Below are 20482 nucleotides of genomic sequence, written 5' to 3' on the forward strand. Positions count from 1 at the left end.
CATGCGCATCGCCGTCGTCGGTTCCGGCATCGCTGGCCTGGCTTCGGCCTGGCTGCTGTCCCGCCAACACGAAGTGAGCCTGTTCGAAGCCGAGTTCCGTCTTGGCGGCCATACCCATACCCACCAGGTCGAAGTGGACGGACAGTCCCTGGCGGTGGACACCGGTTTCATCGTGCACAACCCGGTGCACTATCCGCTGCTGACCCGCCTGTTCGAGACCCTGGGCGTGGAAAGCCAGGCCACGACCATGAGTTTCTCGGTGCACGACGAGGCCAGCGGGCTGGAGTACAACGCCACCTCCCTGGATACCCTGTTCTGCCAGCGTCGCAACCTGGTCTCTCCGCGATTCCTGGGCATGCTCGCCGACCTGGTCCGCTTCTACCGGACGGCCCCCGAGCTGTTGGCGTCCGACGGGCCGGGCCCCAGCCTGGGCGAATACCTCGAAGCCGGCGGCTACGGCCGCATGTTCCGCGAACTTCACCTGGTGCCGATGGCCTCGGCCTTATGGTCCTCGCCACCGGAAAGGATTCTCGCCTTCCCCGTCAGGTACCTCGTGCAGTTCATGGCCAACCATCACATGCTGAAGCTGAGCGGCCGGCCCGCCTGGCGGGTCGTGCGCTGCGGCTCATCGCGATACGTGGCGGCGCTGCGTGCCCGTTGGCAGGTGCGCGAACGCAGCGGTTGCCCGGTGCTGGCAGTGCGCCGCGACGCCGAAGGCGTGGAGCTGTCCACTGCCCAGGGCAGCGAGCGCTTCGATCGGGTGGTGCTGGCCTGCCACAGCGACCAGGCCCTGGCCCTGCTGGCGGACGCCGACGATCGCGAGCGCGACATCCTGGGCGCCATTCCCTACCAGGACAACGAAGTGGTGCTGCACACCGACCCTCGCCTGCTGCCGCACCGACGCAAGGCCTGGGCCGCCTGGAATGCCTGGGTGCCGCGCCAGCCGGGCGCGCCCTGCACCGTCAGCTACTGCATGAACCTGCTGCAGGGCCTGCCGGTGCGCACGCCGGTGGTGGTGACGCTGAACCGCGGCGAGGCGGTGGATCCGGCCAGGGTGCTGCGCCGGCTTCGCTACAGCCACCCGGTCTATACGCATGCTTCGGTGGCGGCGCGGGCACGCAAGCCCGAGATCCAGGGCAGGCGCCACACCTGGTTCGCCGGCGCCTACTGGGGCTGGGGCTTCCACGAGGACGGCATGCGCAGCGCGGTCGAGGTCGCCGAAGGCCTGGGCCTGCGCTGGCCGGAGCGGGCATGAAGGCGGCAGTCCGTCATTCCGCCATCTACGAGGGCAGGTTGCGGCACCGCCGGCACCTGCCGCGGGCACATGCCTTCGAGTACCGGGTCGCCCAGCTCTACCTGGACCTGGATGAGCTTGGGCATGTATTCGACCGGCGCTGGCTGTGGTCGCTCGAGCGGCCCAACCTGGCGCAGTTCCGCCGCCGCGACTATCTGGCGCCGCACGATCTGCCCCTGGCCGAAGCCGTGCGCCGGCGCGTGCACGCCGCCACCGGTGAACGGTCGGCCGGGCCGATTCGCTTGCTCACCCATCTGCGCTACTTCGGCTACGTGTTCAACCCGGTCTCCTTCTACTACTGCTTCGACGAGTCCGGCACCCAGCTCAGGCACTTGCTGGCCGAGATCACCAACACGCCGTGGAAGGAACGCCACGCCTATGTGCTGCCGGTGGCGGCGGCGGAGGCAGACCGCAGCGGCGGTTACCGCTGGCGCTTCGACAAGGATTTCCACGTCTCGCCCTTCGTGGCCATGCAGCGGCGTTACGCCTGGCGCTTTGGCTTCCCCGGCGAGCGGCTGGGCGTACACATGGAGGTGTTCGACGGCGAACGATGCGAATTCGACGCCAGTCTGGCGCTGGCGCGACGACCGCTGGATGGCCCCGGCCTGGCCAGGGTGCTGGTCCGCTACCCGCTCATGACGACCCGGATCATCGCCGCCATCCACTGGCAGGCCCTGCGGCTCTGGCTCAAGGGCGTGCCCGTTTACGACCACCCTTCGCGACTGGAAACCCGTCCATGAATGCTGCGACCGATTCCGTCAGCCGCACCGGCGAACCCTACGGCAAGCTCGACCGGTTGCTGCGCGCGCGCCTGCTCGACCACCTGCGTTACCTGCGTCACGGTTGCCTGGAGCTGAGTGACGCCCTGGGCACCAGCATGCTGGGTGACCGGCAAGACGCAAGCCCGCCGATTCAGGTATGCGTGCACGACCCGGGCTTTTACCGCGCCGTCGCCAGTCAGGGCAGTGTGGGCGCCGGCGAGGCTTACATGGACGGGTTGTGGCAGTGCGACGACCTGGTTGGCCTGGTGCGGCTGCTGCTGCGCAACCGCGCCCTGCTGGACGACATGGAGGGCGGCCTGGCCCGGCTCGGCGGCCTCGTCCTGCGCGGCTGGCACGCGCTCCGCCGCAACACGATGGCGGGAAGCCGCCGCAACATCGCCGCTCACTACGATCTGGGCAACGACTTCTTCTCCCTGTTCCTGTCGCCGGACATGATGTATTCCTCGGCCCTGTGGGCCGGTGCCGACGACACGCTGGAAGTGGCCTCCCGCCGCAAGCTGGATGTCGTCTGCAGGCGCCTGGCGCTCAAGCCAGGCGACCGGGTCCTGGAGATCGGTACCGGCTGGGGCGGTTTCGCCATCCATGCCGCCCGCCACTACGGCTGCCAGGTCACCAGTACCACGATCTCCCGCGAGCAGCATGCGCTGGCGGCGCAAAGGGTGCGGGAGGCCGGCCTGCAGGACCGGGTGACCCTGCTGCTGCAGGATTACCGCGAACTGGCGGGCCGTTACGACAAGCTGGTTTCGATCGAGATGATCGAGGCGGTCGGCGCCGACTACCTGGATACGTACTTCCACAAGCTGGGCGAGCTGCTGGCGCCGGACGGCCTGGCGCTGCTGCAGGCCATCACCATCGAAGACCATCGCTACCAACAGGCGCTGCGCACGGTGGACTTCATCAAGCGGCATGTGTTCCCGGGCAGCTTCATCCCCTCGATAGAGGCGATGCTGGCGGCCAAGACCCGGGCCAGCGACCTGCAACTGGTACAGCTGCAGGACTTCGGCCTCTCCTATGCCCGCACGCTGAATGCCTGGCGCAAGCGCTTCCTCGCCAACGCCAGTCGGGTCCGCGAGCTGGGCTACGAGGAACGTTTCCTGCGCATGTGGGAGTTCTACCTGGCCTACTGCGAGGGCGGTTTCCTGGAACGCTCGATCGGGGTGGCGCACCTGTTGCTGGCCAAGCCTGGCCACCGCGACCACGTCTGGCACCCGGTGTGACATGAGCAGACAGGCCCGCGCCCATCCGCTGCCCAACCTGCTGGGCAACCAGCTGGTCTGGCTGGCCGCCGTCATCGGTGCCGGCGAGGGCCTGGCATGGGCAGGACCGGCCGCGGCGGCCCTGTTCGCCACCTGGCATCTGGCCACGGTCCGTCCGCTGTGGCCGGACCTGCGCCTGGTCGCCCTGGCCCTGGCCTGCGGCCTGGCCCTGGACGCGCTGCTGGTCGCCGGCGGCTGGCTGCGGTATGCGACGCCGGCGCCGGCCCTGGCCGCCTCGCCGCTGTGGATACTGGCCCTGTGGCTGGCGTTCGCGCTGACCCTGCGGCACGGCCTGGCCTTCCTGGTGAACCGTCAATGCCTGGCCTTGTGCCTGGGCGCGGTGGGCGGCCCGCTGGCCTATCTGGCCGCCGCCCGTGGCTGGAACGCGGTCCAGCTGCTGCCGCCGGGCTGGCTCCTGCTGGCGATCGGCTGGGCGCTGGCGATGTGGTTGCTGGTCCGCGCTGCCACGCCGGCGCCGCCGCCAGGCAGGGAGGCGACGGCATGAGCCCCTGGCTGGCCGCCGCGCAGATCTGGGCTGCCGCCGCCCTGGTGATGCTGCTGGGCTGGTGGCGGCAAACCCGCAGCCGTAATGCCGGCCCGGTGGACGTGCTGTGGGCCGGCAGCCTCGGCGCCGCGGCGATCTTCCTGGGCGCCACTGGCACCGGCAGCGCGCTTTCGCGGCTGAGCATCGGCGTCCTGGGCGGGCTCTGGGGCTTGCGCCTGGCCTGGCACCTGTGGCGACGCGTCAGCCGCGAACCCGAAGATGGTCGCTACCGCTACCTGCGCCAACACTGGCGGGACGACCAGGTCAGGTTCTTTCTTTTCTATCAGGGCCAGGCGCTGGCGGTGCTGTTGTTCTCGCTGCCGTTCCTGGCCGTGGCGGCCAATCCGCTGGCACGGCCCGGGCCCTGGTGGCTGGCCGGCATCGCGATCTGGTGCGCGGGCATGCTGGGCGAGGCGGTCGCCGACCGCCAGCTGACCCGTTTCCGCGAGCAGCCGGAGAACCGCGGTCGCAGCTGCCGGCTGGGGCTGTGGCGCTACTCCCGCCACCCGAACTACTTCTTCGAATGGACGCTGTGGCTGGGCTACGCCTGCCTGGCGGTCGGCTCACCACTGGCATGGCTGGCCTGGACGGGGCCCGTCCTGATGTACGTCTTTCTGCGCTGGCTCAGCGGCATCCCCTGGGCCGAGGCCCAGGCCCTGCGCAGTCGCGGCGAGGACTATCGCGACTATCAGCGGCGCACGCCGGCGTTTTTCCCCTGGTTTCCCAAGCCCGATACGGGCAGGAGTGAATGATGAGCACGCCTACCGTCGACACCGCCACCATGCCGATCGAACGTCCCGATGCCGGCCTGATCGGCCTGGCAGAACGCGGCTGGATTCCCGATCCGCTGCTGCGCCTGGGCATCCGCCGGCTCTGCGCCCGGCGCCTGCGCGAGGAATCCGCCGGCGGCCCGGAACTGCAGTCGGCGCGCGCGCGCCTGCGCCTGCAGGAACTGGCCGACAGCCCGGTGGCCCTGCACGCGGACGCGGCAAACGCCCAGCACTACGAGCTGCCTCCGGAGTTCTTCCGGCTTTGCCTCGGGCCGCGCCTGAAGTATTCCTGCTGCTATTACCCTCGCGGCGACGAGACATTGGCCGAGGCCGAAGAGGCCATGCTGGCGCTCTACGCGGAGCGCGCCGAGCTGGCAGACGGCCAGGAAATCCTCGAGCTCGGTTGCGGCTGGGGATCGCTGACGCTGTGGATGGCCGAGCGCTTCCGCAATGCCCGCATCACCGCCGTGTCCAACTCCGCCCTGCAGCGCCGGCACATCGAAGCCCGGTGCCGTCAGCTCGGTCTGGCCAACGTCCGGGTGCTGACCCGGGACGTCAACACCCTGGAGCTGGAAACCGGCCGCTGGGACCGCTGCGTCTCGGTGGAGATGTTCGAGCACATGCGCAACTACCGCGTGCTGATGGCCCGCATCGCCTCGTGGCTGCGTCCCGGCGGCAAGCTGTTCGTGCACATCTTCGCCCACCGGCACCTGCTGTACCCGTTCGAGACCGAAGGCGGCGACAACTGGATGGGTCGGCGATTCTTCACCGGTGGCCTGATGCCGGCCGCCGACACTCTGCTGCACTTTCAGCGCGACCTGCGCATCGACAGGCAATGGCTGGTGGATGGCCGGCATTATCGGCGCACGGCCAACCATTGGCTGCGGAACCAGGACGACAACCGGGAGCGGGTGCTGACCGTGCTGGCCGGACATTACGGCGCCGCCAGCGCCGCGCTCTGGTTCCAGCGCTGGCGCATGTTCTGGATGGCCTGCGCGGAGCTGTTCGGCTACCGGAACGGCCAGGAATGGCTGGTGGCGCACTACCGCTTCACCCGGCCAGACCCGGCAGGCGATTGAGCATGCGCGGCCCGTTTTCCCTGCTGGCGCTGCTGCTGGCGGCCTGCGCCGGCCAGACCCGACCATCGGTGCCGCCGGTCGAACAGGTGGACCTGCAACGATTCATGGGCGACTGGTATGTGATCGCCCATATCCCTTCCTGGCCGGAGCGCGAGGCCTACGACGCCGTCGAGTCCTACCGCCTGGCCGCGGATGGACGCGTACTGACGACGTTCCGCTTCCGCGACGGCGGCTTCGATGCGCCGGTCGAGACCATGCGGCCGGTCGGTCACGTGCGCCCGGGCACCGGCAACGCGGTATGGGACATGCAGTTCGTCTGGCCGATCAAGGCCGAGTACGTGATCGTCCGCCTCGACCGGGACTACACCCAGACCGTGATCGCCCGCAGCAAGCGCGACTACGCCTGGATCATGGCGCGCACGCCGAGCATCCCCGAGGCCGATTACCTGGCGCACGTGGATTTCCTGCGCGAGCTCGGCTATCCGATGGAACGCCTGCGCATGGTTCCACAGTCGGATCGGCCCTTGTCCGGGGAGTGAGCGCGTCAAAAGGAAAGGCGGGCCCCAGGCCCGCCTTTGCCGCTTGGCACGATGCGAGGGCCGCTTACGCGGTCTCGCCTTCCTCGACGGCCTTCATGGACAGGCGGATACGACCCTGCTTGTCCACTTCCAGCACCTTGACTTTCACCGTATCGCCTTCCCTGAGCTTGTCGGAAACCTTCTCGACGCGCTCGTTGGAAATCTGCGAGACGTGCACCAGGCCGTCCTTGCCCGGCGCGATGGTCACGAAGGCGCCGAAGTCCATGATCTTGGCGACCTTGCCCTCGTAGACCCGACCCGGCTCGACGTCGGAAGTGATCTGCTCGATGCGGGCCTTGGCAGCCTGGGCGGCCGCGGCATTCACCGAAGCGATGACGATGGTGCCGTCGTCCTGGATGTCGATCTGGGTGCCGGTTTCCTTGGTGATGGCCTGGATGGTCGCACCGCCCTTGCCGATCACCTCGCGGATCTTGTCCGGGTGGATCTTGATGGTCAGCAGCCGCGGTGCGTACTCGCTGAGCTCGGCGCGCGGCGCGGTGATCGCCTTGGCCATCTCGCCGAGGATGTGCAGGCGACCCTGCCGGGCCTGGGCCAGCGCCACCTTCATGATCTCCTCGGTGATGCCGTCGATCTTGATGTCCATCTGCAGCGCCGACACGCCGGTTTCGGTGCCCGCCACCTTGAAGTCCATGTCGCCCAGATGGTCCTCGTCACCGAGGATGTCCGACAGCACCACGAACTCGTCGCCTTCCTTGATCAGGCCCATGGCGATACCCGCCACCGGCGCCTTGACCGGCACGCCGGCGTCCATCAGGGCCAGCGAGGAACCGCAGACCGAGGCCATGGACGAAGAGCCGTTGGATTCGGTGATCTCCGAAACCACGCGGATCGTGTACGGGAACTCTTCCATGGTCGGCATCACCGCCTGCACGCCGCGGCGGGCCAGGCGGCCGTGACCGATCTCGCGGCGCTTCGGACCCATCATCCGGCCGGCCTCACCGACCGAGTAAGGCGGGAAGTTGTAGTGGAACAGGAAATGGTCCTTGCTCTCGCCCTCGATGGCATCGATGATCTGGCCGTCGCGGGCGGTGCCCAGGGTGGCGATCACCACGGCCTGGGTCTCGCCGCGTGTGAACAGCGCCGAGCCGTGGGTGCGCGGCAGGACGCCGGTCTTGGCGACGATGGGGCGCACCGTCACCAGATCGCGGCCGTCGATGCGGGTCTTGGTCCTGAGTACGGCGTCGCGCATGGTGCGGTACTCGAGCTCGCCGAACTCCTTGGCGAGGAAGCCCATGTCCCAGCCCTCGGCCTCGGCCCGGGCCTTGAGTGACTCCAGCACCTCCTTCTTCAGGGTGGCGATGGCATCGCGGCGCTCCAGCTTGTCGCGGATCCGGAAGGCCTCGGCCAGGCGGTCGCCGACCGCGGCCCTGAGCGCGTCGACGGCGGCCTGCGGCTTGGCCGGCGGCTGCCAGTCCCAGCGCTTGACACCGACCTCGGCCGCCAGCTCGTTGATGGCCTTGATCACCGCCTGCATTTCGCGATGACCGTACATCACCGCGCCCAGCATGACGTCCTCGGGCAGCAGGTTGGCCTCGGACTCGACCATCAACACCGCCTTGGCGGTGCCAGCCACCACCAGCTCCAGGTCAGAGCCCTTGAGCTCGGTGCTGGTCGGGTTGAGCAGGTACTTGCCGTTGGCGTAGCCGATCTTGGCGGCACCGATGGGACCGTTGAACGGGATGCCGGACAGGGCCAGGGCGGCGGAAGCACCGATCATGGCGGGAATGTCGCCCGGAACCTCCGGATTCAGCGACATCACCGTGGCAATCACCTGCACCTCGTTGCGGAACTCCTCGGGGAACAGCGGCCGGATCGGCCGGTCGATGAGGCGCGAGATCAGCGTTTCGCGCTCGGTCTGACGGCCTTCACGCTTGAAGAAGCCGCCCGGGATGCGACCGCCGGCGTAGAACTTCTCGAAGTAGTCGACGGTGAGCGGAAAGAAGTCCATGCCCTCCTTCGCATGCCTGTTGCCGACCGCCGTCACCAGCACGACGGTGTCGGACATCTTCACGACGACCGAACCACTGGCCTGACGGGCTATCTCGCCCGTCTCCAGCGTCACCTGATGCTGCCCGTACTGGAACGTCTTGGTTACCTTCGCCACGTTTGTCGCTTCCTGTTCTCTCGGTTCAAGCTGCCACCCGCCGGGCCCCGCCCGGTGGGGATGATTTCCTGCCTCCAAAAGGCACGCGGCGCGTTGCCGCGCCGCGTGGGAGTGTTCGTTTGTCAGCGGCGCAGCCCCAAGCGCTCGATCAGCGCCTGATAACGGGCCGCGTCCTTCCGCTTGAGATAGGCCAGCAGGGAGCGACGCTGGTTCACCAGCTTCAGCAGGCCACGGCGGGAATGGTGGTCCTGCTTGTGCACCTTGAAGTGCTCGGTCAGCTGCTCGATGCGGGCGGAGAGCAGCGCCACCTGGACTTCCGGCGAGCCGGTGTCGTTGGGCACGCGCTTGAACTCTTCGATGATCTTGGCGGTATCGATGGACATTGGATTTTCCTTTGTGATGCGCAGCCTGCAGGAACGCCGCCGCCGGTCCGTGGCGACGCACCGCATGGCCCGCCGGTTGGGGGATGCTTCGGAAAAAGCCGCAAAATTCTATCGGTATCGGCTAGTCCGGACAAGGCGTTACGCCTCACGAAGCTGAACCGGCGGACCGGATCATGCCCGCACGGCCCAGCGGAACAGCCGGCGCGGATGCAGACGGCCGGCCTCGTCCACTTCGCCCAGGCCCAGGGACGCACCGTCGGGTCCGACCATGTGGACCCGGCCAGGCACCCGTCCGGTCAGCGACACGGCCTGGCCCCGGCCTACCCTGGCGGCCCGCTCAGCGTCCAGTGCGACGGTCGGCCAATGCGCCAGGCCGGCCCCGACCGGAAGCAGCAGGGCTTCCAGCGCGGCCGGGCCATCCTGAGCGGCCAGGGCTTCCAGCTCCGGCATGGTGTACATCCGGGGCCGGAGGAAGGGTTCCACCCAGGTCCGGCGCAGGGCGGTGACGTGGCCGCCGCAGCCCAGGGCCTCCCCCAGGTCACGCGCCAGGCTGCGAATGTAGGTGCCGGCGCCGCAGGTCACGGCCAGCCGCAGCCGGGAGCCTTCCAGCGCGAGCAGTTCGACGCGTTCGACCTCCACCTCGCGCTCCGGCACCTCGATGGCCTCGCCGCGGCGTGCCCTGGCGTACAGGGGTTCGCCGCCCTGCTTGAGAGCCGAGTAGACTGGCGGGCGCTGGCGGATCCGGCCGATGAAGGGCCGGATGGCCGCCTCGACCATGGCCCGATCCAGGGGCGGCACCGGCCGGGTCCGCAGCACCTGGCCATCGGCATCGTCGGTATCGGTGCAGGTGCCCAGTGCGATCCCTGCCTCGTAGGCCTTGCGCCCACCCAGCAGCAAACCGGCGATCTTGGTGGCCTCACCGAAGCACAGGGGCAGCAGACCGGTCGCCAGAGGGTCCAGGGCGCCGGTGTGGCCACCCTTCTCCGCCGCCAGTAGCCGGCGTACCCGTTGCAGGGCCTGGTTGGAGCTCATGCCGGCGGGCTTGTCGAGCAAGAGGATGCCGTCGACCGCCCGGAACGCGCCGCGGGCCACCGGCGATCAGTCTCCGTCGGCGGCAGGCGGATTCTCGCGCAGCAACTGCTCGATCCGCTCGCCGCGATCCACGGAATCGTCGTAATGGAAATGCAGTTCGGGCACGTGCCGCATGCGCACGATCCTGGCCAACTGCCGCCGCAGCTCCGGCGCCAGCTCCTGCAGCGCCGCTACCGCGGCCGGGCCCTGCTCGGCCAGCAGGGCGGTCACGAACACCTTGGCGTGGGCCAGATCGCGGGTTACCTCGACGTCGGAGACGCTTACCGAAGGCAGACGGTGCTCGCGCACCGCCTCGTGCACCAGGGTCCCCAGGTCGCGGCGAAGTTGTGCCGATACCCGATCGGTGCGGTGGAAGCTGCGGGTCGCCATGCCTGCGCCCTCCTCAGAGCGTGCGCTCGACCTCGATGCGCTCGAAGCATTCGATCTGGTCGCCCGGGCGCACGTCGTTGTAAGCCTTCACGCCGATACCGCACTCGGTGCCGCTCTTGACCTCCTCGACGTTTTCCTTGAAGCGGCGCAGCGATTCCAGCTCGCCCTCGAAGATGACCGTGTTGTCGCGCAGGACCCGGATCGGCTTGTTCTTCCTGACCGTGCCCTCGACCACCAGGCAGCCGGCGACGGCACCGAACTTGGAACTGCGGAAGACCTCGCGTACCTCGGCAATGCCGATGATCTCCTCGCGCACCTCCTTGCCCAGCAGGCCGGACGCCACCTGCTTCACCTGGTCGATCACGTCATAGATGATCGAGAAGTAACGCAGGTCCAGGCCGTTGGCCTCGATGACCTTGCGGGCGGCGGCGTCGGCACGAACGTTGAAGCCGATGATGACCGCCTTGGACGTGGCCGCCAGGGTGGCGTCGGACTCGGTGATGCCGCCGACACCGGAAGCGATCACGTTGATCTTGATCATGTCGTTGGACAGCCCGACCAGGGCCTGACGCAGTGCCTCCACCGAACCCTGCACGTCGGCCTTGACCAGCAGGTTCAGGGTGACCTGGCCGCTGTCCTGGCCCATCTGGGCCATGATGTCTTCCATGCGGCTGCCGGCGGCGGCAACCAGTCGCGATTCGCGCTTCTTGGCGTCACGTTGTTGGGCGACGTCCTTGGCCAGACGCTCGTCCTCAACCACCACGAAGTCGTCGCCGGCCTCGGGCACGCCCGACAGGCCGAGCACCTGTACCGGGATCGAGGGCTCGGCCTCGCCAACCTGCCGGCCGTTCTCGTCGAACAGGGCGCGTACGCGGCCGTAGTGCGTGCCGCAGACAAGGTAGTCGCCCTTGCGCAGGGTCCCCTGCTGCACCAGCACCGTCGCAACCGGGCCGCGGCCCTTGTCCAGGGCGGCTTCGATCACGGTGCCGGTGGCGCGGCCGTCGTATACGGCCTTCAACTCCATCACTTCGGCCTGGACAAGGATCGCCTCGAGCAGCGCGTCCACTCCCTGGCCGGTCTTGGCCGACACCGGCACGAACTGGGTATCACCGCCCCATTCCTCGGGCACGACCTCGATGTTGACCAACCCCTGCTTGACGTTGTCCGGGTTGGCGTCCGACTTGTCGATCTTGTTGATGGCTACGATCAAGGGCACCTTGGCGGCACGGGCGTGGTTCACCGCCTCGATGGTCTGCGGCATGACGCCGTCGTCGGCTGCGACTACCAGCACCACGATATCCGTGAGCTTGGCGCCGCGGGCGCGCATGGCCGTAAAGGCGCTATGGCCAGGCGTATCCAGGAAACTGATCACGCCCTTGTCGGTCTCGACGTGGTAGGCGCCGATATGCTGGGTGATGCCGCCGGCTTCGCCAGAAGCGACCTTGGTGCGACGGATGTAGTCCAGCAGCGAAGTCTTGCCATGGTCGACGTGGCCCATGATGGTGACCACCGGTGGCCGGTTGCGCTTCTCGCCCTTGACTTCCTCGATATGGGCGACCAGGGCCTGTTCGGCGTCGTCCTCGGCGGCGCGGGTGGCCTTGTGACCAAGCTCCTCGACCACCAGCACCGCCGTATCGTGGTCGATGACCTGGTTGATGGTGGCCATCACGCCCATCTTGAACAGCGCCTTGACCACCTCGCCGCCCTTCATCGCCAACTTCTGGGCCAGGTCGGCCACGGAGATGGAGTCGCCGATGGCGACCTCGCGGACGATAGGCGCGGTCGGCCGGGAAAAACCGTGCTGGCCGCCGCCGGTGCGGGAAGGCTCGGCAACCCTCGCCTTTGGCTTCTTGCGGACGCCAGCGGCGCCACGACGGGCCCGCTCCGAGTCGGTCAGGTGCAACTGTCCGGCGACGTAGCGGCCGGTACCCTCGTCACCCTCGTTGTCCACCATGGCATGCGAGCCGCGCACCTTGTGCCGGGCCGGCTTGCCCGCTTCCCGGGCGGCGGCGCGCGGAGCCGCTGCCTTCTCCTTTTCCTTGTGGGCGCGAACCGGGCGCTCTGCGCCCTCCTCGTCCGGCAGATCCACAGTGGCGCGAGCGGCTTCCTCGGCGGCAGCGCGGGCCGCCTCCTCCTCGGCGCGCCTGCGGGCCTCCTCGGCCTCGCGCTCCTCGCGGCGCTTGCGGTCGGCTTCTGCCAGGGCGGCCAGCTCCGCCTCGTTGCGGGCTTTGCTCTCCTCGAGCTTGCGCAGTGCCTCGGCGCGCTCCTCGTCCAGCGCGGCGCCGACGTCATCGCGCTTGACGTAAGTGCGCTTCTGCCGCACTTCGACGGTGACCGTGGCCTTGCTCTTGCCGGCGCTGACGGTCAGCTCCTCCTGCTTGCGGCGCTGCAGGGTGATCTTCTTCGGAACCGCGGCCTCGCCCGGCTTCTCGTCCTTGCCGTGGGTACGGCGCAGGAAGCCCAGCAGCTTCATCTTCTCGGTGCTGCTGACCACCTGGTCCGGGCCGCTGAAGGACATGCCGGCGTCGGCCAGCTGCTCCAGCAGCTTCTCGACAGGCATTCCCAGTACCTTGGCCAGCGAACGAACGGTGACTTCAGACATGTGATCGCGATTCCTTGCTTCTTCGCGCCGTGGCGCGGGTGTGGTTCCAGGGTTCAGCGGCGCATGGCGGTCACTCGAACCAGTGTTTGCGCGCGGCCATGATCAGCTCTGCGGCACGTTCTTCATCCATGCCCTCGACGTCCAGGATCTCGTCGGTGGCCATTTCGGCAAGATCGTCGCGGGTGACGATGCCACGGGCGGCCAGGGCGTAGGCAGTGGCCTCGTCCATGCCCTCCAGGGAGAGCAGGTCGTCGGCCGGTTTGTGTTCCTCGATTTCCTCCTCGACCTGCAGGGCCTCGGTGAGCAACGCATCGCGGGCGCGGGCGCGCAGTTCCTCGACGATGTCCTCGTCGAATCCCTCGATGGCCAGCAGCTCGGCGACCGGCACGTAGGCGATCTCCTCGACCGTGCTGAACCCCTCGGAAACCAGGATGCCGGCGATCTCCTCATCCACCTCCAGTTTGTCCATGAACAGCTGGCGGGCGGCGGCCTGTTCGGCTTCGGACTTGGCCGCAACCTGGTCCTGGGTCATGACATTGAGCTGCCAGCCGGTAAGACGGCTGGCCAGGCGGACGTTCTGCCCGCCCTTGCCTATCGCCTGGGCCAGCTTGTCTTCGGCCACGGCGATATCCATGGAGTGTTTCTCTTCGTCCACGATGATGGACTGGACCTCGGCCGGCGCCATCGCGTTGATGACGAACTGGGCAGGGTTGTCCGACCACAGCACGATGTCGATGCGTTCGCCGTTGAGCTCGTTGCTGACCGCCTGCACGCGCGAACCGCGCATGCCGATGCAGGCGCCGATGGGGTCGGTGCGATGGTCATGGGCGATGACGGCGATCTTGGCACGGTCGCCCGGGTCGCGGGCGGCGGCCTTGATCTCGACCAGCCCCTGGCCGACCTCGGGCACCTCGAGCTTGAACAGCTCGATCATGAACTCGGGAGCGGTGCGGCTGATGAAAAGCTGCGGGCCACGCGGTTCGGAACGAACGTCCAGCAGGTAGCCGCGCACCCGGTCGCCCGGACGCAGCACATCGCGCGGAATGGCCTTGTCCTTCGGGATCAGCGCCTCGGCGTTTCCGCCCAGGTCCACGTAGACGTTGCCGCGTTCGACCCGCTTGACGATGCCGTTGACCAGCTCGCCGACCCGGTCTTTCCAGGCGTCCACCACCTGGGCGCGCTCGGCCTCGCGCACCCGCTGCACGATCACCTGCTTGGCGGCCTGGGCGGCGATGCGGCCGAACTCGGCGTTCTCCACCTGCTGTTCGATGTAGTCGCCGACCTGGGCGTCCGCCTTTTCTTCGACGGCATCCATCAGCCGGATCTGCCGGTCCGGCGACTCCATCACCGCGTCGTCCGCCACCACCTCCCAGCGCCGGAAGGTCTGGTAACTGCCGTCCTTGGGATTGATGGACACACGCATGGCCACGTCCTGGTCGGGATAACGCTTCCGGGCCGCCGACGCCAGCGCGGCTTCCATGGCCTCGATGATCACGGAGCGCGGCACGCCCTTCTCGTTGGCTACCGCCTCCATCACCAGCAACAGTTCCTTGCTCATCTCAACAGCTCCGTGGAAGGCGGCAGGCCGCCTCGGGGTTTGCTCAGGATTCCTGGTCGACCTTGCCCTTGCCGCGCTTCGGGCCCGAAGGCTTGGGCGCGGCGGCCAGGCCGAGCGCCACCAGGTCGGGGACCAGGCGCGCTTTCTCGATGTTCTCGTGCGCGACCACCAGCTCGCGCCCCTCCTCCGGGGCCAGCACGATGCTGTCTCCCTCGACCCGGACGATCCGTGCCTGCAAGCGGCGCCGGCCGTCCACCGGCAGACGCAGGTTCACCTTGGCCTGCTCGCCGGCGAAACGGGCGAACTGGGCAGGAGTGAAAAGCGGCCGGTCGATGCCCGGCGACGACACTTCCAGGGTGTAGGCCGAATCTATCGGATCCTCCACGTCGAGCACCGCCGACACCTCGCGGCTGGCGGCCTCGCAGTCCTCGATGCCGACGTGGCGGCCGGGCGCGTCGATGTACAGGCGCAGCACGCCGCCGGAGCGGTGCGGAGCGTACTCCACGCCCAGCAGCTCCAGGCCCAGCGCCTCGACCGTCGGCGCCAGCAGCTCGCTGATTTCCGTCGCCTTGCCGCTCATCCTCGTCACTCCGGTTCGACGGCAGGAGGGATTCCGGCCGCCGGAAAACGGAAACAAAAAAGGGCCTTGAAGGCCCTTTCCGGTACATCCAGGTTCCGGCTTCCCTCGGGCTGGCCAGGGGGCCATCCCGGGGAAGAGCCTGGGCAGGTGGCCCGGTTCGGGCCGCCTCGCCAGAAACTGGTAGCGGGGGCAGGATTTGAACCTGCGACCTTCGGGTTATGAGCCCGACGAGCTGCCAGACTGCTCCACCCCGCAGCAGCGGACGCGCATTATAGGCGGGCGGGCTTCGAAGGCGCAAGCCCGAAGCCGCCGGACGGGATTCAGACCGGGAAGGCCAGGCGGCACCAGTGCAGGATGGTGTCGGCGAATACGCCCAGCACCAGCAACAGCACGGCGTTGACCGCGAAGACCAGGCGCAGGTGACCGTCGCCATGCACGCGAACGGCCTCGCCTTCGGGCTCCTCGAAAAACATCGCCTTGACCACGCGCAGGTAGTAGTAGGCACCAACCACCGCGCAGACCACACCGACGATCGCCAACCAGATCAGTCCGGCCTCGACCGCAGCGCGCAGCACCTCCAGCTTTGCCCAGAAGCCCAGGAATGGCGGCACGCCGGCCAGCGAAGCCATGATGAACAGCACCAGCATCGCCTGGAAGGGACTGCGGGCCCACAGGCCGCGGAAATCGGCGACTTCCTCGGCCTCGAATCCCTTGCGCGAGAGCAGCACGATGGCACCGAAGGCCGCTGCCGACATCAGGGCATAGGCGATCGCGTAGAACATCGCTGCCGAGTAGCCGACCGTGCCGCCCTGGGACAGGCCCATGAACAGGAAGCCGACGTGCGAGATCGTCGAATACGCCAGCATGCGCTTGAGGTTGGACTGGACCAGGGCAATAAGGTTGCCCAGCACCAGCGAGATCGCCGCCAGCCAGGCCACCATGTCCTGCCAATACGGGTCGAGCGGACCGACGCCGACCTCGAGCAGCCGATAGGCCATGCCGAAGGTCGCCACCTTGGGCGCGGAGCCGATGAACAGCGTAATCGCGGTCGGGGCGCCGTGGTAGACGTCCGGCAGCCACATGTGGAAGGGCGCCGCGCCGAACTTGAAGGCGATGCCGCCGAGCATGAAGACCACGCCAAACAGCAGCAGCGTGCTGTCCCCGGTCGCAGCCGCGGCAGCGTGAATCTCGCCCAGCTGCAGGGTACCGGTGGCGCCGTAGACCATGGACATGCCGTACAGCAGGATGCCTGAGGCCATCGAGCCGAGCACGAAGTACTTCATCGCCGCCTCGGTCGAACGCGGGTTGTCCCGGTCCATGCCGACCAGGCCATAGGAGCTCAGCGCCAGCAACTCCAGACCGAGATAGACCACCAGCAGGCTGCCCGCCGACACCATCAGCATCATGCCCAGCACCGCGAACAACCCGAGCACGTAGAACTCGCCCTTGAACAGGCCCCGATCCTGAAGATAGGGCTTGGCATACACGAAGGCAGCGGCGGTGACCGCGTAGATCGCCAGCTTCAGCACGTCCGAGACGGTGTCGCGGACGAACAGGTCGGCAAACCCCCAGGCCGGCTCCGCCCCCAGGTTGCGTGCCGTCATCACCGCCGCCGCGGCGAGGATGAACAGGGCCAGGAAGTGGGTAAGGCCGCGCCGGGCGTCGGACAGGAACAGGTCGACCATCAGCAGTGCGAAGGCCGCGCCGCAGACGAATATCTCCGGTCCCAGCGGCAGCAGGTCAGCGGTGGTGGGCATCGGCAAGGCCATCGGGGCTTCCTTACAGCAGCTTGGTGGCGGTGAGCTGGGCGATCAACTGCGCGATCGGGGCTTCCATCAGGTCGGTCAGCGGCTTGGGATAGACGCCGATCAGCAGGGTGCCCAGGGCGAACACGCCCAGTACCAGGGCCTCGCGGCCGTTGATGTCCTCGAGCTCGGCGACGTGGTGGTTGCCGACATCGCCGAACACCACCCGCTTGATCATCCACAGGGTGTAGGCCGCGCCCAGGATCAGGGTGACCGCGGCGCCGATCGCGACCCAGACGTTGTACTGGAACGAGGACAGCACGACCATGAATTCGCCGACGAAGCCGGAGGTGCCCGGCAGGCCGGCATTGGCCATGGCGAAGAAGACGAAGAAGGCGGCGAACCAGGGCATGGTGTTCACCACGCCGCCGTAGTCGCGGATCATGCGGCTGTGCATGCGGTCGTACAGCACGCCGACGCAGGAGAACATCGCGCCGGAGACGAAGCCGTGCGAGATCATCTGCACCATGGCGCCCTGCAGGCCGAGCTGGGCGGCGTCCAGCTTGCCCAGCTCGCGCACCAGCGCGAAGACGATGAAGCTGCCCAGGGTGACGAAGCCCATGTGGGCGATCGACGAATAGGCGATCAGCTTCTTCATGTCCTCCTGCACCAGCGCCACCAGGCCGATGTAGATGACCGCGATCAGCGACAGCGCCACCACCAGCCAGGCCCACTCCTGGCCGGCGTCGGGGACGATCGGCAGGGTGAAGCGCAGGAAGCCGTAGCCACCGATCTTCAGCATGATCGCCGCCAGCACCACCGAGCCGCCGGTCGGCGCCTCGACGTGGGCGTCCGGAAGCCAGGTATGCACCGGGAACATCGGCACCTTGACCGCGAAGGCGGCCAGGAAGGCGACGAACAGCCACTTCTGCTCGGTGATCGTCAGCTTGAGCTGGTACAGGTCGGCCAGCTGGAAGCTGGCGCCGCCGTCCAGGCGCTCGCCGCTGACCAGGTACAGGTAGACCAGGCCAATCAGCATGAACACCGAGCCGAGGAAGGTGTACAGGAAGAACTTGATGGACGCGTACACGCGGTTCGGGCCGCCCCACACGCCGATGATGATGAACATCGGGATGAGCATGCCCTCGAAGAACACATAGAACAGGATCGCGTCCATGGCGGCGAAGACGCCGACCATGAAGCCTTCCAGCAGCAGGAAGGAGGCGAAGTACTGGTGCGCGCGCCGCTCCACCGAGCCCCAGGCGCCGACCAGCACCAGCACCGAGGTCAGGGTGGTCAGCAGGATCAGGGCGATGGACAGGCCATCGACGCCGAGGTGGTAGCGGATGTCGAAGCTCGGGATCCACTCCTTGTCCTCGACAAAGCGCATCGCCGCCGAGGCATTGTCGTGGCCGCCGAGCAGCAGCAGGCTGAGCGCGAGGGTGACCAGGGCGACCAGCAGCGCGAACCACTTCGCCTGGCGGGCGCGGGCATCGCCGAAGGCCAGCGTGACCAGGCCGCCGAAGATCGGCAGCCAGATCAACGCACTGAGCAGGGGCCAATTGGCTTCCATCATGGCTTCCTTGTCGTTCTCAGGCGCCGGCCATCCGGACCAGCACCGCCAGCAGGACGATGAGGCCAAGGATCATGGCGAAGGCGTAGTTGTAGAGGCGTCCGGTCTGCACGTAGCGGATGATGCCGGCGATGCGGTCGACCACCGCCGCCGAGCCGTTCACCAGCAGGCCATCGATCAGGCCGGCATCGCCGCGCTTCCACGACAGGCGGCCGAGCTTGACGCCGCCGCCGGCGAAGCCCTTGATCCACAGGTCGTCGAAACCGTACTTGTTCTCGAGGATGCGGGTGAGCAAGCCACCGACCGCGCTCTTGCGCGCCCGCTCCGCCAGCTCCGGCCGGAACAGGTAGATGAAGGTGGCGCTGGCGAAGCCGGCGAAGGCCAGCCAGAACACCGGCGAGGTGACGAAGTGCAGGCCGAAGCCGACCGCGGCCTGGAACCAGCCGTGGTGGTCGTGCCAGAGCACCTCGGCGGCGCGGGCGACGTTGTCGTGCTCCGGCAGCACGGTGATCGCGCCGCGGAAGAAATCGCCGAACAGGGCCGGACCGACGGTGAAGAAGCCGATCAGCACCGAGGGGATGGCCAGCAGCACCAGCGGCACGGTCACCACCCAGGGCGATTCGTGCGGTTCGACCGGACCGTGGTGGCCGTGGTCGTCGTGGTGGGCATCGGCATGGGCGTCCGCATGGCCGTCGCCGTGGCCGTCATGGCCGTGTGCGGCCGCCTCACGGAAGCGTTCCTTGCCGTGGAAGGTCATGTACAGCAGGCGGAAGCTGTAGAAGGCGGTGACGAACACGCCCAGCATGACCGCCCAGTAGGCGTACTGCTGCACCCAGCCGCCAATGCCGGCCGCCTGCTGGGCGGCGACGATGATGGTGTCCTTGGAGTAGTAGCCGGAGAAGAACGGCGTACCGACCAGGGCCAGGGTACCGATCACGCTGGTCCAGTAGGTGATCGGCATGTACTTGCGCAGGCCGCCCATCTTGCGCATGTCCTGCTCGTGGTGCATGCCGATGATCACCGAGCCGGCGGCCAGGAACAGCAGCGCCTTGAAGAAGGCGTGCGTCATCAGGTGGAACACCGCCGCCGAGTAGGCCGACACACCCAGGGCCACGGTCATGTAGCCCAGCTGCGACAGGGTCGAATAGGCGACCACGCGCTTGATGTCGTTCTGGACGATGCCGATCAGGCCGGTGAACAGCGCCGTGGTGGCACCGATGAACAGCACGAACGCCAGCGCCGTTTCGCTCTGCTCGAACAGCGGCGACATGCGGGCGACCATGAAGATGCCGGCGGTCACCATGGTGGCGGCGTGGATCAGGGCCGAGATCGGCGTCGGGCCTTCCATCGAGTCCGGCAGCCAGACGTGCAGCGGCACCTGTGCCGACTTGCCCATGGCGCCGATGAACAGGCAGATGCAGATGAAGCTGATCGCCTGCACCTCGACCGGGCCGGACAGGATGTCCATGCTCCAGCCGCCCATGCCGATCTTGCCCGACCACAGGGTGAAGCTGGCCTGCAGGCTGGAGTTGGCCGCGTTCGAGAACGCGGTCGCATAGTCCAGGGTGTCGATCCAGAACAGCACGCCGGCGATGCCCAGCAGGAAGCCGAAGTCACCGACGCGGTTGACCAGGAAGGCCTTGAGGTTGGCGAAGATCGCCGTCGGCCGCTTGTACCAGAAGCCGATCAGCAGGTACGAGACCAGACCCACCGCCTCCCAGCCGAAGAACAGCTGCAGGAAGTTGTTGCTCATGACCAGCATGAGCATCGAGAAGGTGAACAGCGAGATGTAGCTGAAGAAGCGCTGGTAACCCGGGTCGTCGGCCATGTAACCGATGGTGTAGACGTGCACCAGCAGCGACACGAAGGTCACCACCACCATCATCATGGCAGTCAGGTTGTCGACCATGAAGCCGACGTGTGCAGAGTAGCCGCCCACCTGGAAGAAGGTGTAGACGTTCTGGTTGAACGGGTCGGCGCCCTGCAGCAACTGCCACAGCACGTGCGCCGAGAGCGCGAAGCTCACCGCCACGCCGAGGATGGTGACCCAATGGGCGCCGGCGCGGCCGACCTTACGGCCGAACAGACCGGCGACGATGGCGCCGAACAGGGGCGCCAGGGCGATCACCAGCAGGGTATTCATCTGGATCAT

General features: G+C 67.6%; 17 protein-coding genes and 1 tRNA gene. 7 read left to right on the forward strand and 11 right to left on the reverse strand.

Features of this window, described 5'->3' with window-relative positions:
* Position 1 precedes the first annotated feature (1 nt).
* From F0415_RS01325 to F0415_RS01355, 7 genes are read left to right on the forward strand one after another with little or no spacing between them, the layout of a single operon-like run.
* Positions 2-1255 (forward strand): NAD(P)/FAD-dependent oxidoreductase, encoded by a 1254-nt coding sequence (locus F0415_RS01325; protein ID WP_149859392.1) that lies wholly within the window; start codon positions 2-4, stop codon positions 1253-1255.
* Positions 1252-2034, forward strand: coding sequence for a DUF1365 domain-containing protein (locus F0415_RS01330; protein ID WP_149859393.1), 783 nt, complete (start codon positions 1252-1254; stop codon positions 2032-2034). The genes F0415_RS01325 and F0415_RS01330 overlap by 4 nt, the downstream gene beginning before the upstream one ends.
* Positions 2031-3293 (forward strand): SAM-dependent methyltransferase, encoded by a 1263-nt coding sequence (locus F0415_RS01335; protein WP_149859394.1) that lies wholly within the window; start codon positions 2031-2033, stop codon positions 3291-3293. The genes F0415_RS01330 and F0415_RS01335 overlap by 4 nt, the downstream gene beginning before the upstream one ends.
* Before the next feature lies 1 nt (position 3294).
* The gene (locus F0415_RS01340) at positions 3295-3837 is read left to right on the forward strand and encodes a DUF2878 family protein (RefSeq protein ID WP_149859395.1); all 543 of its coding nucleotides are present in this window, start codon (positions 3295-3297) and stop codon (positions 3835-3837) included.
* The gene (locus F0415_RS01345) at positions 3834-4628 is read left to right on the forward strand and encodes a DUF1295 domain-containing protein (protein WP_149859396.1); all 795 of its coding nucleotides are present in this window, start codon (positions 3834-3836) and stop codon (positions 4626-4628) included. Before F0415_RS01340 ends, F0415_RS01345 begins: the two co-directional genes overlap by 4 nt.
* Positions 4628-5725 (forward strand): SAM-dependent methyltransferase, encoded by a 1098-nt coding sequence (locus F0415_RS01350; RefSeq protein WP_425457799.1) that lies wholly within the window; start codon positions 4628-4630, stop codon positions 5723-5725. The genes F0415_RS01345 and F0415_RS01350 overlap by 1 nt, the downstream gene beginning before the upstream one ends.
* A gap of 2 nt (positions 5726-5727) precedes the next feature.
* Positions 5728-6264 carry a lipocalin family protein gene (locus tag F0415_RS01355; RefSeq protein ID WP_149859398.1) on the forward strand — a complete coding sequence of 179 codons (537 nt, stop codon included), beginning with the start codon at positions 5728-5730 and terminating at the stop codon, positions 6262-6264.
* Positions 6265-6328: 64 nt separating this feature from the next.
* Here F0415_RS01355 and pnp read toward each other — a convergent pair whose 3' ends face one another.
* The 11 genes from pnp to nuoL form a co-directional block, all read right to left on the reverse strand.
* Positions 6329-8428, reverse strand: coding sequence for a polyribonucleotide nucleotidyltransferase (pnp, locus tag F0415_RS01360; RefSeq protein ID WP_149859399.1), 2100 nt, complete (start codon positions 8426-8428; stop codon positions 6329-6331).
* A 122-nt stretch (positions 8429-8550) separates the two neighbouring features.
* Positions 8551-8811, reverse strand: a complete 261-nt coding sequence (gene rpsO / locus F0415_RS01365) for a 30S ribosomal protein S15 (protein ID WP_149859400.1) — start codon at positions 8809-8811, stop codon at positions 8551-8553.
* A gap of 171 nt (positions 8812-8982) precedes the next feature.
* On the reverse strand, positions 8983-9843 hold the full coding sequence (gene truB / locus F0415_RS01370; protein WP_246149832.1) for a tRNA pseudouridine(55) synthase TruB: 861 nt from the start codon (positions 9841-9843) through the stop codon (positions 8983-8985).
* Between the two features lie 66 nt (positions 9844-9909).
* On the reverse strand, positions 9910-10272 hold the full coding sequence (rbfA, locus tag F0415_RS01375) for a 30S ribosome-binding factor RbfA (RefSeq protein WP_149859402.1): 363 nt from the start codon (positions 10270-10272) through the stop codon (positions 9910-9912).
* 13 nt (positions 10273-10285) lie between these two features.
* Positions 10286-12874 (reverse strand): translation initiation factor IF-2, encoded by a 2589-nt coding sequence (gene infB / locus F0415_RS01380; RefSeq protein WP_149859403.1) that lies wholly within the window; start codon positions 12872-12874, stop codon positions 10286-10288.
* A gap of 70 nt (positions 12875-12944) precedes the next feature.
* Positions 12945-14432, reverse strand: coding sequence for a transcription termination factor NusA (gene nusA / locus F0415_RS01385; protein ID WP_149859404.1), 1488 nt, complete (start codon positions 14430-14432; stop codon positions 12945-12947).
* Positions 14433-14475: 43 nt separating this feature from the next.
* On the reverse strand, positions 14476-15012 hold the full coding sequence (gene rimP, locus F0415_RS01390) for a ribosome maturation factor RimP (protein WP_149859405.1): 537 nt from the start codon (positions 15010-15012) through the stop codon (positions 14476-14478).
* A 178-nt stretch (positions 15013-15190) separates the two neighbouring features.
* Positions 15191-15267, reverse strand: a tRNA-Met gene (locus tag F0415_RS01395).
* A 65-nt stretch (positions 15268-15332) separates the two neighbouring features.
* Positions 15333-16781, reverse strand: coding sequence for an NADH-quinone oxidoreductase subunit NuoN (nuoN, locus tag F0415_RS01400; protein WP_188310248.1), 1449 nt, complete (start codon positions 16779-16781; stop codon positions 15333-15335).
* Positions 16782-16791: 10 nt separating this feature from the next.
* Positions 16792-18330: an NADH-quinone oxidoreductase subunit M gene (locus F0415_RS01405; protein ID WP_246149814.1), complete on the reverse strand. Its 1539-nt coding sequence runs from the start codon at positions 18328-18330 to the stop codon at positions 16792-16794.
* Between the two features lie 19 nt (positions 18331-18349).
* Positions 18350-20482, reverse strand: coding sequence for an NADH-quinone oxidoreductase subunit L (gene nuoL / locus F0415_RS01410; protein ID WP_149859408.1), 2133 nt, complete (start codon positions 20480-20482; stop codon positions 18350-18352).

This window comes from Arenimonas fontis, assembly GCF_008386465.1.
GTDB lineage: Bacteria > Pseudomonadota > Gammaproteobacteria > Xanthomonadales > Xanthomonadaceae > Arenimonas > Arenimonas fontis.